At 61.4% G+C, this 13,438-nt stretch carries 15 protein-coding genes and 1 pseudogene; 7 read left to right on the top strand and 9 right to left on the bottom strand.

The genetic code is table 11. From position 1 onward, the window contains the following. Nucleotides 1–122 precede the first annotated feature (122 nt). Nucleotides 123–1,025 carry a transcriptional activator NhaR gene (gene nhaR, locus ACI512_RS14065; RefSeq protein ID WP_236380277.1) on the top strand — a complete coding sequence of 301 codons (903 nt, stop codon included), beginning with the start codon at nt 123–125 and terminating at the stop codon, nt 1,023–1,025. A gap of 127 nt (nt 1,026–1,152) precedes the next feature. Here nhaR and ACI512_RS14060 read toward each other — a convergent pair whose 3' ends face one another. Continuing rightward, entirely contained in the window at nt 1,153–2,307 is a 1,155-nt protein-coding gene (locus ACI512_RS14060; RefSeq protein ID WP_405121848.1) for an MFS transporter, read from the bottom strand. Between the two features lie 230 nt (nt 2,308–2,537). Here ACI512_RS14060 and sstT point away from each other — a divergent pair, with 230 nt between their 5' ends. After that, on the top strand, nt 2,538–3,758 hold the full coding sequence (gene sstT, locus ACI512_RS14055) for a serine/threonine transporter SstT (protein WP_236380273.1): 1,221 nt from the start codon (nt 2,538–2,540) through the stop codon (nt 3,756–3,758). A 70-nt stretch (nt 3,759–3,828) separates the two neighbouring features. Here sstT and ACI512_RS14050 read toward each other — a convergent pair whose 3' ends face one another. Further along, nucleotides 3,829–4,338: a DUF1993 family protein gene (locus ACI512_RS14050; protein WP_010211342.1), complete on the bottom strand. Its 510-nt coding sequence runs from the start codon at nt 4,336–4,338 to the stop codon at nt 3,829–3,831. A gap of 116 nt (nt 4,339–4,454) precedes the next feature. On the opposite strand from ACI512_RS14050, the gene ACI512_RS14045 reads away from it, so the two are divergent. Then, nucleotides 4,455–5,108: a YceH family protein gene (locus ACI512_RS14045; protein ID WP_236380272.1), complete on the top strand. Its 654-nt coding sequence runs from the start codon at nt 4,455–4,457 to the stop codon at nt 5,106–5,108. Between the two features lie 57 nt (nt 5,109–5,165). Here ACI512_RS14045 and ACI512_RS14040 read toward each other — a convergent pair whose 3' ends face one another. Continuing rightward, entirely contained in the window at nt 5,166–5,984 is an 819-nt protein-coding gene (locus ACI512_RS14040) for a shikimate 5-dehydrogenase (RefSeq protein WP_236380271.1), read from the bottom strand. Nucleotides 5,985–6,140: 156 nt separating this feature from the next. Here ACI512_RS14040 and ACI512_RS14035 point away from each other — a divergent pair, with 156 nt between their 5' ends. The 3 genes from ACI512_RS14035 to ACI512_RS14025 all read left to right on the top strand — a co-directional run bounded on the left by ACI512_RS14035 (nt 6,141) and on the right by ACI512_RS14025 (nt 7,199). Beyond that, complete coding sequence (locus ACI512_RS14035) at nt 6,141–6,494, top strand: hypothetical protein (RefSeq protein ID WP_012723373.1); 354 nt, start codon at nt 6,141–6,143, stop codon at nt 6,492–6,494. A gap of 236 nt (nt 6,495–6,730) precedes the next feature. Then, nucleotides 6,731–6,925: a hypothetical protein gene (locus tag ACI512_RS14030; protein ID WP_010211349.1), complete on the top strand. Its 195-nt coding sequence runs from the start codon at nt 6,731–6,733 to the stop codon at nt 6,923–6,925. Between the two features lie 91 nt (nt 6,926–7,016). Next, nucleotides 7,017–7,199, top strand: a complete 183-nt coding sequence (locus ACI512_RS14025) for a hypothetical protein (protein ID WP_012723371.1) — start codon at nt 7,017–7,019, stop codon at nt 7,197–7,199. A gap of 3 nt (nt 7,200–7,202) precedes the next feature. Here ACI512_RS14025 and ACI512_RS14020 read toward each other — a convergent pair whose 3' ends face one another. The 3 genes from ACI512_RS14020 to ACI512_RS14010 form a co-directional block, all read right to left on the bottom strand. After that, nucleotides 7,203–8,270 carry an AI-2E family transporter gene (locus tag ACI512_RS14020; RefSeq protein ID WP_236380270.1) on the bottom strand — a complete coding sequence of 356 codons (1,068 nt, stop codon included), beginning with the start codon at nt 8,268–8,270 and terminating at the stop codon, nt 7,203–7,205. A 104-nt stretch (nt 8,271–8,374) separates the two neighbouring features. Then, on the bottom strand, nt 8,375–9,583 hold the full coding sequence (locus tag ACI512_RS14015; RefSeq protein ID WP_236380269.1) for a cytochrome c biogenesis protein DipZ: 1,209 nt from the start codon (nt 9,581–9,583) through the stop codon (nt 8,375–8,377). Nucleotides 9,584–9,609: 26 nt separating this feature from the next. Then, a complete protein-coding gene (locus ACI512_RS14010; RefSeq protein WP_236380268.1) occupies nt 9,610–9,873 on the bottom strand; it encodes a DUF2790 domain-containing protein in 264 nt (87 codons plus the stop codon). A gap of 224 nt (nt 9,874–10,097) precedes the next feature. Here ACI512_RS14010 and yegQ point away from each other — a divergent pair, with 224 nt between their 5' ends. Beyond that, on the top strand, nt 10,098–11,411 hold the full coding sequence (gene yegQ / locus ACI512_RS14005) for a tRNA 5-hydroxyuridine modification protein YegQ (protein WP_236380267.1): 1,314 nt from the start codon (nt 10,098–10,100) through the stop codon (nt 11,409–11,411). A gap of 54 nt (nt 11,412–11,465) precedes the next feature. Here the strand turns inward: yegQ and ACI512_RS14000 are convergent, their stop codons facing one another. The 3 genes and pseudogenes from ACI512_RS14000 to ACI512_RS13990 form a co-directional block, all read right to left on the bottom strand. Then, a complete protein-coding gene (locus tag ACI512_RS14000) occupies nt 11,466–11,594 on the bottom strand; it encodes a hypothetical protein (protein WP_268947311.1) in 129 nt (42 codons plus the stop codon). 102 nt (nt 11,595–11,696) lie between these two features. After that, a complete protein-coding gene (locus ACI512_RS13995) occupies nt 11,697–12,452 on the bottom strand; it encodes a methyl-accepting chemotaxis protein (protein WP_371914030.1) in 756 nt (251 codons plus the stop codon). A gap of 102 nt (nt 12,453–12,554) precedes the next feature. After that, nucleotides 12,555–13,376, bottom strand: a pseudogene (locus ACI512_RS13990) (cache domain-containing protein); the annotation flags it as partial. Nucleotides 13,377–13,438 lie beyond the last annotated feature (62 nt).

Here is a 13,438-nt window from a genome sequence, read left to right as displayed (position 1 = left end):
GTTAGAACCATTGGGTCCAAATAGTGGCCCCGCGATAGCGAGGCATTCTATGCAGATGAACAGTTCAGGAAAATTCGTATTTTTCTCGCGTATACTTCGGTTTTTACGAAGTGATGGCCGTCATGCTCAATTACCGACAACTGCACTACTTTTGGGTGGTGGCCAAGACCGGCAGCATCGTGCGCGCCTGTGAGCAACTCAACCTCACGCCCCAGACGATCAGCGGGCAGATCAGCCTGCTCGAGCAGACCTTTGGTATCGCGCTGTTTCAGCGTGTCGGGCGCCAGCTTGAACTGACCGAAGCCGGGCGCCGGGCCCTGCCCTATGCCGAGCAGATGTTCCAGACCGGCAACGAACTGGAGGCCCTGCTGCGCGCACAACCCGATGAGCAGCAGATCCTGTTCCGTGTCGGGGTGGCGGACGTGGTGCCCAAGTCCATCGTCTACCGGCTGATCGCGCCGACCATGGAATTGAGTGAGCCGATCCGTATCACCTGCCGCGAGGACAAACTCGAACGCCTGCTAGCCGATCTGGCGATCCAGCGCCTGGACCTGGTGATTTCCGACAGCCCCATGCCCACCCACCTCGACATCAAAGGCTATAGCCAGAAGTTGGGCGAATGTGGCATCAGCTTTTTCGCCACCCAGGCGCTGGCTGACGCATACGGTGGTAGTTTCCCACAGTGCCTGCACGGCGCACCGCTGTTGATTCCGGGTGCGGAAACCGTCGTGCGCAGCCGTTTGCAGCGTTGGTTTGCCGAGCAGCAGATTCAACCGAAGATCATCGGCGAGTTCGATGACAGCGCGTTGATGCAGGCATTCGGTCAATCCGGCAGTGGGATCTTTATCGCCCCCAGCGTGATTGCCGATGAAGTGGTGCGTCAGTACGGCGTGGCGCTGATTGGCCAGACCGTGGCCGTGACCGAGTCGTTCTACGCGATCTCGGTGGAGCGCAAGGTCAAGCACCCTGGCATCGTGGCGATTACCGAGGGCGCTCGACGGGAGCTGTTTACCACCCTGCCCTGAGCATAATGTGGGCGTGCTGCAGTGAGTGGGGCTTGTCCCCCGACGGGTTCACCGCCGACCAAGGGGCTGCTTCGCAGCCCAGCGCCGGGCAAGCCTGCTCACCACAACAAGCCCGCGCCCACCTGAATCAGGCACAGGTCGACATCGATTTCGCGGTCATCAGCCACAAGGCGAGCAGGATCGACACCAGGATAAACCCGGACGCGGCAAAGCCCAGGCTGCCCAGGCCGAGGGTGTCGATCACATGGCCACCGACCATCGCGCCCAGGCCGATCCCCAGGTTGGCCCCGGCGATATTCAGCGACGCGGCAAACGCCGGCGCGTGGGGCGCGGCCTTCATCAAGCGCACATGGCTGACCAGGAACATCGCCGCCTGGGTCACGCCCCACAAGGCCATCGCCGCCGCCAGGCCGACGGTGGAGTGAATCGCCGGCACCAGCGCGACCATGCCGGCGATCATAAAGCCGCAGAACACCATGGACGCAATCAACGGATGGCGGTCCACCGCGCGCCCGCCCAAGGAATTGCCGATCAACCCGACTGCACCAAAGCCCATCAAGCACCAGCCCACCAACGTGCCGTCGAAACCGGCCAGGCGTTCAAGGATATCGGCCAGGTAGGTGTACGCCGTGAACATGCCACTGAACACCAGGATCGACAGCAGGATATGGCCCTGCATCAACGGATTGCGCAGGATCTTGAACTGCGAGCGCAACGTCACTTGATCGTTCTTGGGTTGGGTCACCGGCAGGTAGATAAACAGCAGCAAGGCCTTGGCCACCGCCACGATCGCAAGGATGGCAAACGCGCTGCGCCAGCCGAACATATCGGAAATCAGCGTGCCCACCGGAATGCCGAACACCGTGGCGCAAACGATACCGAAACCGATCTTTTCGATGGCGCGCCCAGCGTATTCAGGGCCGACGATGTCCACTGCGGTTTCACTGGCCAAGGCCCAGAACACCGGTAAGCCCAACGCCGGAATCAACCGCGCCAGCGCCATCACCCAGATATTCGGTGCCAGCGCCGCCACCGTATTAGCTACGCCAAACATGATCAGGATGCTGATAAACAGCCGCTTGCGTGGGAAGCGCGCGCAGTACGCCGTGAGAAACGGACCAAAGGCCGCCACGGTAAACGCGAACAACGTCACCAGCAGCCCGGCCTGGGACACACTGACGTTCAAGTCACGGGCGATGGACGGCAGCAGGCCGACGATGACGAATTCTGTGGTCAGCACGGTAAAGCCGGCGGCCGACAGCAGCAGGATGGGAAACAACATGAAAACTCCAGAAACGACGACATCAACGACAGCCCTGAGGGCTCGCTGAAGGATAGGAAAAATGAGAGGACGCAATCTTAACAGGATTTTGCGAGAGCTTGGGCACCTGGGTGACGCGATGCCGCACCACCAAGGACTTTTCCTACAGCATGCTAGACTTCGCGATCCGCGTCCTACAGCCCTTTCTGCCTGTGCCGCTGTGCCTCCAAAAAAACTAGAGACAAGTGTTTATGACTGCTGCCCCTTCCCTCCTGCATCGACTCGCGCGCGTCAGCCTGGTCACGCAAATCGTCATTGGCTTGATCGCCGGCATCCTGTTGGCCTTGCTGTTGCCCGAGGCCGCCAAGGCCACCGGATTTATCGGCAAGGTCTTCGTCGCGGCGCTCAAGGCCGTGGCACCGATCCTGGTGTTTGTGCTGGTGATGGCGTCGATCGCCAACCATAAGCACGGCCAGGAAACCCATATCAAGCCGATCCTGTTCCTGTACTTGCTGGGCACCTTCGCCGCGGCCGTGGTCGCGGTGATCGCGAGCATGTGGTTTCCCTCATCGTTGGTGCTCGCGGCCCATGACGCGGCCGTCAGCGCGCCGGGCGGCATTGGTGAAGTGCTGCAAAGCCTGCTGCTGAGCGTGGTGGACAACCCGGTCAGCGCGCTGATGAATGCCAACTTTATCGGCATCCTGGCCTGGGCCATCGGTATGGGGGTTGCCATTCGCCATGCGGGCGAAACCACCCGCACGGTGCTCGACGACCTGTCCAACGGCGTCACGCTGATCGTGCGCGTGGTGATCCGCTTTGCGCCGCTTGGCATTTTCGGCCTGGTGGCATCGACCCTGGCCACCTCCGGTTTCGGCGCCCTGCTCGGCTACGCCCACCTGCTGCTGGTGCTGATCGGCTGCATGCTGTTCGTGGCACTGGTGATCAACCCGGCCATCGTGTTCTGGAAGCTGCGCCGCAACCCCTACCCACTGGTGCTGATGTGCCTGCGCGAAAGCGGGATCACCGCGTTCTTCACCCGCAGTTCGGCGGCGAACATCCCGGTCAACCTGGCGTTGAGCAAACGCCTGGGCTTACATGAAGACACCTACTCGGTATCGATCCCGCTCGGCGCCACCATCAACATGGCCGGTGCCGCGATCACCATCACCGTGCTGACCCTGGCGGCCGTGCACACCTTGGGCATTGCCGTCGACCTGCCGACTGCCGTGCTGCTCAGCGTGGTCGCGGCCATCTGCGCCTGCGGCGCTTCCGGCGTGGCCGGCGGTTCGCTGCTACTGATTCCGCTGGCGTGCAGCCTGTTTGGCATCCCCAGTGAGATTGCCATGCAGGTGGTGGCTGTCGGTTTCATCATCGGCGTGCTGCAGGATTCGGCGGAAACCGCGCTCAATTCGTCGACTGACGTGTTGTTCACCGCGGCTGCTTGCCTGGGCAAGGAAGAACAACCGGCTTAAACGCCAGGCGAAAAAAAAGCCCGGGGTCGTTCACTGAAGAACGACCCCGGGCTTTTTTGTGACTGGATGCTTAGAAAGCGCCCATGTAATCGCGCTTGCCCACTTCCACACCGTTATGGCGCAGCAAGGCGTAAGCCGTGGTGACGTGGAAGAAGAACTGCGGCAGGCCGTAGGTCAGCAGGTAGGACTGGCCACTGAAGCGCTTCTCTTTCGGCGTGCCGGGACGGGTGATGATCTCGATGCCTTCCTTGCCGTCGATCTGCTCTGGCTTGATGGTATCGACAAACGCCAGCACCTTGGCGATCAGCGCCTGCAGGTCGGCGAAGGTAACTTCGGTGTCTTCATATTTCGGCACTTCGATCTCGGCCAGGCGTGCGGAAACGCCCTTGGCGAAGTCGACGGCGATCTGCACCTGGCGCACCAGTTGGAACATGTCCGGGAACAGGCGCGCTTGCAGCAAGGCGTTCGGCTCGATGTTCTTGGCGGTGGCGTGGGCTTCGGCCTTGGTCAACACGCCGCTCAGGGCGGTGAGCATTTGCTTGAAGACCGGGATGGAGGCGGCGTACAGGGAAATAGTCATGGCAGTCTCATGGTTATGGCACGGTTTGAACCAGCGGCGATTATAGACATGCTCGCCGCTTGTCTTTTATTTTTTCGGGATTAGGCTAAGGACCTTCACAGCATAGGGAAAGCGCGATGACCGCCGAGCACGACACCGACACGCCTGAGCCGCGCCTCAACAGCACGGAAATCCGCATCCTGGGCTGCCTGATCGAAAAACAGGCAACCAACCCGGAAACCTACCCCTTGACCCTCAACGCCCTGGTGCTGGCCTGCAACCAGAAAACCAGCCGCGAGCCGGTGATGAACCTCAGCCAGGGACAGGTCGGCCAGAGCCTGCGTGTGCTCGAAGGCCAAGGCTTTACCCGCTTGGTCATGGGCAGCCGTGCCGACCGCTGGGAGCATCGCGTGGACAAGGCGCTGGAACTGGTGCCGGCCCAGGTGATCCTGACCGGGCTGCTGTTTTTGCGCGGGCCGCAGACCGTCAATGAACTGCTGACCCGCAGCGGGCGCATGCACGACTTCGAAGATGCCGAGCAGGTGGTGCACCAACTGGAGCGCCTGATTGCACGAGGGCTGGCGTTACTGGTGCCGCGTCAGGCGGGGCAGCGGGAAGATCGTTATACCCATGCGCTGGGGGACCCGGCGGATATCGAGGTGATTAACGCGGCACGCGGGAGTCCGGTGGAGCGCGGGGCTGGCAGTGGCGTGTCTGTGGAGCGCATCGAAGAACTGGAAGCGCGGATTGCACTGCTGGAAGAGCGGCTGGCCAAATTGGAGCCGCTGTAACGCGGAAAAAATGTGGGAAGGGGCCAGCCCCCTCCCACAGTTGATTTTCAGTACTCTTTAGGTTCGGGCGAATGCCACGGCTTTTTCGAACTGCTCCTGCGTCGGTCGCACCCCGGTGTAGAGCACAAACTGCTCCAACGCCTGGATTGCTATCACTTCCAACCCAGTGATCACTCGCTTGCCCTTGGCGCGCCCGCGCACGATCAGCGGCGTTTCGGTGGGGATCGCCACGACATCGAAAAGGGTGTCGGCCGCGTCGATAGCATTCGCCTCGAATGCCAACGCCTGCGCCTCGGGCCCGCCGGTCATGCCGATGGGCGTGACGTTGATCAGCATCTGCGGGCGCAAGTCCCCCAGTTCGGCTTGCCACTCATAACCCAAATGCTTTGCCAACGCCCGGCCCGCCGTCTCGTTGCGCGCGACGATGACGCCATTGGCGTAACCACCGTCGCGCAAGGCACTGGCCACGGCCTTGGCCATGCCACCGCTGCCATGCAGGGCAAAAGTGGAGTCCTTCGGCACCGCGTGCTTTTTCAGCAACTGCTCGATGGCGATGTAGTCGGTGTTGTAGGCCTTGAGGTGCCCGTCGGTGTTGACGATGGTGTTCAGGGAATCGATGGCTTGAACCGAATCGTCGAGTTCGTCCACTAAGGCAATGGCGGCCTCCTTGAACGGCATGGACACCCCGCAGCCGCGTACGCCCAGCGCCCGGATACCACCGATCGCGCCGGGCAAATCCTGGCTGCTGAAGGCTTTATAGTAGAAGTTCAGACCCAGCTGTTCGTACAGATGGTTATGAAAACGCAGGCCGAAATTACCAGGGCGCGCCGACAGTGACATGCACAGCCGAGTGTCCTTGTTGGGGTGCATCTGCATGGGTAACTCCTTTGAGTAAGCAAATCGGTACAGACCTTACACAACCTTTACCTAGCGGCTGTGCTGTTTTTCAGAAATACGTTGTCTTAAAAGTATCCCCGCGACATTACTTGAGTCTATTGATTACAGGCCACAAGCGCAGGGGCTAACCGAGGAATGACCATGATTCGTACAATCCCCAAGATCGCCTTGCTTGTTGGCGCACTCGCTATGGCAGGCCAAGCCTCCGCCCACGGTGGTGGTTGGGGTGGCCCGGCCGTATTGGGTGCTTTAGTCGGCGCCGCAGTCGTGGGCTCCGTGGTTGCCAGCCAGCCGCGTGAGGTCTATGTGCAGCAGCCGGTGTATGTGCAACCGCAGCCGGTGTATGCCGCTCCGCCGCCGGTCTATTACGCACCGCCGCCACCGGTGTATGTGCAACAACAGGTTTACTACCGTCCGGCGCCGGTTTATTACGGCCCACCGCGTGGCTACTACGGCCCTCCCCACGGCTACTACGGCCGCGGCTGGTAATCGACTGATCTGAAACAGGCCTCGCAGGTTGCGGGGCCTTTTTTTGCCTGGATTTTGTCTGGTAAGTCTGGATTTATCGCGCCAAGGTCGTTCCGAGGACAATGCCAGGCGCGTATTCGCACATCATCGACATTGAATGTCTACTTGCCCGAACGGGCCTCGCGCTGTCATGTTTATGTCACGACATACTTCCACTATCGATTCTGTCCACTCAATAACAACAAGGACGACTGACCATGCCCACGCAAAACCCACACCGCACCGCCGGCCTTTGTACATCCAGCAAGGTCTACAGCGCCCTCACCGAGCTCAAGCACCTGGAAGGCCACCGCAGCGCCAAGTTCCTCGCGCTGCTGGCGGAAAACCTGGTGCGCAAAGGCCTGCTCAGCGAGCAGGAAGTGGTGAATATGCTCGACCAGGTCGTGGACTGACGCCTCGCGTCGATGTCGACTATCGAGCCAGGTGATTTTTCCTCGGCCGCCCAGCCCCGTAAGGTGACCCCCATAGCGATTGGAGGTCCTTATGCCCACTGTTCAGATCATGTCCGTCATCGGCAGCGCCGTCCCCGCCCCACTTCGGGAGCTGGGTTTGCTCGCATGCTGGTACGTAGTTCGCGATGGCGAGGCCATCAGCGGCCCGCTCACGTCCTTGTCCGCAGCCGAAAAACAGCTGCAACAAGCCTCGACCTTCAGGCTGCATGCTTGAGGTTTACGGTAATGGCAATTTGACTCGCGGCTTGCTTTCCACAAACAACGCCCAGCTGGACATAAACAGCGCCGCCACCAGCGGCCCGATGACAAAGCCGTTCAAGCCAAACACCGACAGACCGCCCAGGGTCGAGATCAGGATCAGGTAGTCCGGCATCTTGGTGTCCTTGCCCACCAGGATCGGGCGCAGCACGTTGTCCACCAGGCCGATCACAAACACGCCAAACAGCGCCAGCACGACGCCCTGCCAGATCAAACCGCTCAACAGGAAGTAAGCGGCCACCGGCCCCCACACAATCCCGGCGCCCACAGCGGGCAGCAACGACAGAAACGCCATCAGCACCGCCCAGAGCAACGCACTGGGGATATCCAGGAACCAGAAGATCAACCCGCCCAGCGCGCCCTGGGTCACGGCCACCAGCACGTTGCCCTTGACCGTGGCACGCACCACCCGATTGAACTTGAGTTGCAACCGGCGCTTCTGCGGCTCGGCCAACGGCACCGCCGTGCGCACCTTGCGCACCAGCTCCGGGCCATCGCGCAGCAGGAAGAACAGCAGATACAGCATGATGAAAAAGCTCACCAGGAAATCAAACGTGCCCTGGCCGAAGCTGAACGCCTGGGTCGCAAAGAACTGGCTGCCTTGCATTGCGCTCTTGACGATTTTCTCGCGCAAGCCTTCCAGGTTACCCATGCCAAAGCGGTCGAGCAGGTGCTGGAAGTACGGCGGCAGCACGTTCTTGAACTGCTCGATATACCCCGCCACGTCCAGCTTGCCGCTTTCCACATTTTTATAAAGCGTCGCGCCCTCTTGCACCAGCAAGGCACTGGTGATGATCACCGGCAGGATCGCGATGATCAGGCAGGCACTCAAGGTCGCCAGGGAAGTGAAGTTGCGGTTCCAGCCAAAGCGCTGCTGCAGGCGACGCTGCATTGGGGCAAAGATGATGCCGAGGATCACCGCCCAGAACACTGCGCCGTAGAACGGCAGCAATATCCAGATGAAGGCGATGGTCACCAGGCCCAGGAGCAACAGCAGGGTTTTGAATTGCAGGTTGGTTTGATTCATGTCCGATCCATGTCAGAAAAGCAGCAGCCCCGTGTAGGCCCCGTTGCTTAGTCCGCAGCGAAACCTGGGAGTGCCCCTGGGTTATCGAACAAGCATAGACCGCCTCACTTGAGGGCTTTAGCTTCATCCAATAACGCCTGGATCATCTGTTCCTGAACTTCATAACGACCTTCGCCAAAGTGGGTGTAACGCAGTTGCCCGTCGGTGTCGAACAGGTAATGGGCGGGCCAGTACTGGTTGTCGAAGCTGCGCCAGATCGCGTAGTGGTTGTCGACAGCCACCGGGTAAGTGATACCCAGCTTGCGCACCTGGTCCTTGACGTTGCTGAGGATGCGCTCGTAGCCGTATTCCGGGGTGTGCACGCCGATCACCACCAAGCCCTGCTGCGCATACTTCTGCGCCCATTGCTTCACATAGGGCAGCGTGTGCTGGCAGTTGATGCAGTCGTAGGTCCAGAAATCCACCAGCACCACTTTGCCCTTCAAGGATTCGCGCGTGAGTTCGGGTGAGTTGAGCCACTCGACCGCGCCGGACAGCGACGGCATCGCGCCCTGCGCGTTAGCCGGTACCGGATCGGCCTTGACCTTGCGCACCCGGTAATCCACCCCCTTGGGAACCTGTTCCAGCACGCCTTTTTCCAGGCGGCTGACGCCTTCGGACGACGTACCCGCGAGCAGGGTTTTGTCGGCCCCGGTGGACATCACCACCGCCGCCGCCAGTACCGCCACCCCTGCCCCACGGCGCAGCCAGCCGGTGACCGGAATCGAGGCCTTGAGCCGGTTGACCAGGCCGCGTCCCGCAACAATCAAGGTGCCCAGCGACAACGCGCTGCCCAATCCGTACGCCACCAGCAACACGCTGGTCTGCGCATTAGCGCCTTGCAGCATCGCGCCGGTCAGGATGACGCCCAGGATCGGTCCGGCACACGGCGCCCACAGCAAGCCGGTGGCGACGCCGATCAACAGCGATTTGAGCGCGCCGGACTGTGCACGGTGGTCGGGGTCAATGCGGTTGCCCAACAGCACGAACGGCCGCGCCAACCAGGCGCCAACCCGCGCCGAGATCAACGACAGCGCAAACAGCACCATCACCATCAGCGCCCCTTGGCGGCCGGTATTACTGGCCTGTGCCACCCACTCACTGCTGGTCACCGCCAGGCTGGACACCAGCGCGAAGGTCAGGACCATGCCGCCAAGCGTCAGCAGGATCGAGCGGCGGGTTCGACCAACCCCGAAGAACAGAAACGGCACCACCGGCAGGATACAAGGGCTGAGGACGGTCAGGATGCCGCCCAGGAATGCGATCAGTAGCATGATGTTCACCTTATGGCCGCAAGCAATCAGTTATCGCCGATGCAACCGTCGCCGAACTTGAGGTAGTCCAGCACCTGGGTCCTGTCGTGGGAGTCCAGGTAGGTCATACGCGCATTGACCACGCCGCAGACTGGCGTGGGATCCTGAGTCATGGACACCACCTGCTTGATGTCCAAGTGAGTGCTGTAGTCGTAGGTGTGCGCAGTGACGCTGGCTTCGGCGCGGGCCGACAAGGTGCAGACATTCAGGGCAGCAAACAGGCAGGCGGCGTACATGGCGTTGGTGTTCATGGCGATAGGCTCCAGGGTTCGATGACGAGAGGCGGTGTGCCTCGCTGGAATCCATTAGAAGGCCCGCAGGTATCGCGCCTGTGTCGAAAACCCGTGCGTGTAAATCCCCACGTATCCACGCCGCCCGTCGATACACAGCGATACAAAAAGCCCAAAGGACGACCTGGATCAATAAACCGCCGCTGCCGCTCGGCTACCTTCGCGACCTTTTGCGACCCGTGCCCATGCCTCCCATCCTCGCTCCCGAATTGCTCGCCCCCGCAGGCACCCTGAAAAACATGCGCTACGCCTTCGCCTATGGCGCCGATGCGGTGTACGCCGGCCAGCCGCGCTACAGCCTGCGGGTACGCAACAACGAGTTCGACCACGCCAACCTGGCCCTCGGCATTCAGGAAGCTCACGCCCTGGGCAAGCGCTTCTACGTGGTGGTCAACATCGCACCCCACAACGCCAAGTTGAAGACCTTCCTCAAGGACCTGGCCCCGGTGATCGCCATGGGCCCGGATGCACTGATCATGTCCGATCCGGGGCTGATCATGCTGGTGCGCCGGCACTTCCCGCAGATGCCTATCCATTTGTCGGTGCAGGCCAATACGGTCAACTGGGCGAGCGTGGAGTTCTGGCAGCAGCAAGGGATCTGCCGGGTGATCCTGTCGCGGGAATTGTCGCTGGAAGAAATCGACGAGATTCGCCAGCAAGTACCGGCCATGGAGCTGGAAGTGTTTGTACACGGCGCCCTGTGCATGGCTTATTCCGGGCGCTGCCTGCTCTCGGGCTATATGAACAAGCGCGATGCCAACCAGGGCACCTGCACCAATGCCTGTCGCTGGAAGTACCAGGCGACCCCGGCGGTGGAAAACGCCACGGGCGATATCGTCCAGGAATGTCAGCCCACGCTGGGCATAGGCGCGCCCACCGACCACGTCTTCCTGCTGCAAGAAGCCAACCGCCCCGATGAACAGATGCCCGCCTTCGAAGACGAGCACGGCACCTACATCATGAACGCCAAGGACCTGCGCGCCGTGCAGCATGTGGAGCGCCTGACCCACATGGGCGTGCATTCGCTGAAGATCGAGGGCCGCACCAAATCGCACTTCTACTGCGCGCGCACCACCCAGGTATATCGCCAGGCCATCGACGATGCGGTAGCCGGTCGCGCTTTCGACCGCCACCTGATGACCGACCTCGAATCCCTGGCCCAGCGCGGCTACACCGAAGGCTTCCTGCGCCGCCATGTGCACGACGAATACCAGAACTACCAGAACGGCAGTTCGGTGTCGGAGCGCCAGCAATTCGTCGGGGAGCTGACCGGCGAGCGTCGGGGCGAGTTGGCCGAGGTCAAGGTGAAGAACCGTTTTGCCGTGGGCAATCATCTGGAATTGATGACGCCCGCCGGCAACTTTCACTTTGACCTGGCCACCTTACACAACCTCAAGGGCGAGGCCATCGACGTGGCGCCGGGGGATGGGCACACGGTGTATGTGCCGCTTCCGGCCGAGATGGACGTGCGCTTTGGTTTGCTGATGCGCGACGTCTAACGGGTCGCCACGCAAAACCGGTGGATCGCCGCGCAGGCTTGGCGCAACGAATCCTCATCCAGGGCGTAGGCGATCCGCAGGTACGGGGCCAGGCAGTTGCAGGAAATCCAGTGCATCGGAAACCGTGTGGGTGTCGAGTTCAGCCAGGCGCTGAAGCGGATCGGCAAGGTCGGCAAGTGACATGAGATAAGCCCCTGTTGTGGTAAGGGCTCACGTCTCACTGAGGGGCCGTGATAGGTATATGCGTATTAACGTTAGGCCAACATACGCTGAAGCTATGGCTGATCAGATCCTGAACTGGCCGACCAGTTGCCCCAAACGCTGACCCAGATCCGCCAGGCTGCGGGAGGTCTGGGCACCCAGTTGGGTCTCATCGGCGACGCTGTCCACCGCCACGGCGATCTGATGCACGCTGCGATTGATCTCTTCGGCCACGGCGGTCTGCTCTTCGGCGGCGCTGGCGATCTGGGCGTTCATCGAATTGATGGTGCCGATCAACTGCGCCATGGTGTCCAGGGACGCCCCGGCTTCGTTGGCCTTGGCCGAGGTGCCGTCGCCAGCATCGCTGGAGCGGCGCATGGCGTCCACGGCGGCTTCGGTGCCTTTTTGCAGGCGGTCGATCATGCCCTGGATTTCCTGGGTGCTGGTCTGCGTGCGACTGGCCAGCGCGCGCACTTCATCCGCCACCACCGCAAAACCACGCCCGGCCTCCCCTGCCCGTGCGGCCTCGATCGCGGCGTTGAGCGCGAGCAGGTTGGTCTGCTCAGCAATAGAGCGGATCACGCTGAGCACACTGACGATGGAGGACACGTCCTGTTGCAAGCTGTCGAGGGACACGCCGCTGCTGCGGATGTCGTTCACCAGCGCATGGATCTGCGCGATGCTGCCGTCTACCACGCGCTTGGCGGCCTGGCCTTCGGCATCGGTTTGCTGGGCGGCCACTGAAGCGCCCTGGGCGCTGCGCGCCACTTCTTGCGCGGCGGACGACATCTGGTTGATCGCGGTGGCGACCTGGTCGGTCTCGTGGCGCTGGCGCTCCATGGCCTGCTCGGAGCGCTGGGCCTGATCGGAGACCTGGCTGACCAGGCCGGTGAGTTGGGTGGTCATCTCGGTGATCTGGCGCACCAGGCCGTGGATCTTGTCGACAAAACGGTTGAAAGCGCCCGCCAGATCGCCCAGCTCGTCCTGGCTGGTGATGGCCAGGCGGCGGGTCAGGTCGCCCTCCCCGGCGGCGATATCGTCGAGGTTGGCTTTCATCAGGTGCAGCGGGCGCAGGATGGTATTGGCCATTACCATACCGACGGCCGCGATCACCAACAGCACCACCACGGCCACGCCAAGAATGCTCAGCAGAACGCCTTCCATGCGTTTCTCAACCTTGGCTTCGACCACGGCGACCTGGGCCTCGATGCCATCCAGGTTCACCGACGTACCAATGACCATGTCCCATTTGGGCAGGTATTCGGTGTAGCCCATCTTCGGCACCAGTTCGGTCTGCCCCGGCTGGGTCGAGCTGTATTGCAGGTAGTGGGTGCCGTCCTTGCCGACCTTGACCAAGTCACGGTTGACGTACACGCCATTGGGGTCGCGGTTGTCCTTGAAACTCTTGCCGACACCGTCGGGGCTGTTGCCCTTGAACAGGCGGATGGTCTCGGAGTCGTAGCCGAAGAAGTAGCCATCTTTGCCGTAGCGGGTATTGGACAGCAGCTTGACCACCTCGGCACGCGCGGCGGTATCACCGGGGGCAGCCGCGTCGTAGAGCGGTTTGATGGTGGTCATGGCCACTTCGACATAACTTTGCAGAGTGGCCTTGGCATCGTTGAGCAGGCGCTGGCGGGTTTCCTCCACCTCGTTGCGCGCCTGACCCTGCAGGATCCAGACGGTGGTCAGGCTGATGACCACGGCGAACAGCAACACCGGCACTACGGCGAGTGAAAGGACTTTGGCCTTGAGGCTCAGACGCATGGCTTTTCTCTCTTATTAGGCGACTTGAAAAGCTATCGGCCGCACAAGAGATATCTGTAGTC

Origin of the sequence: Pseudomonas petroselini (assembly GCF_045037875.1) — a bacterium.
Taxonomy (GTDB): domain Bacteria; phylum Pseudomonadota; class Gammaproteobacteria; order Pseudomonadales; family Pseudomonadaceae; genus Aquipseudomonas; species Aquipseudomonas petroselini.
The sequence above is the reverse complement of the archived record's forward strand: the minus strand, read 5'-3'. Positions and strand labels throughout refer to the sequence as shown.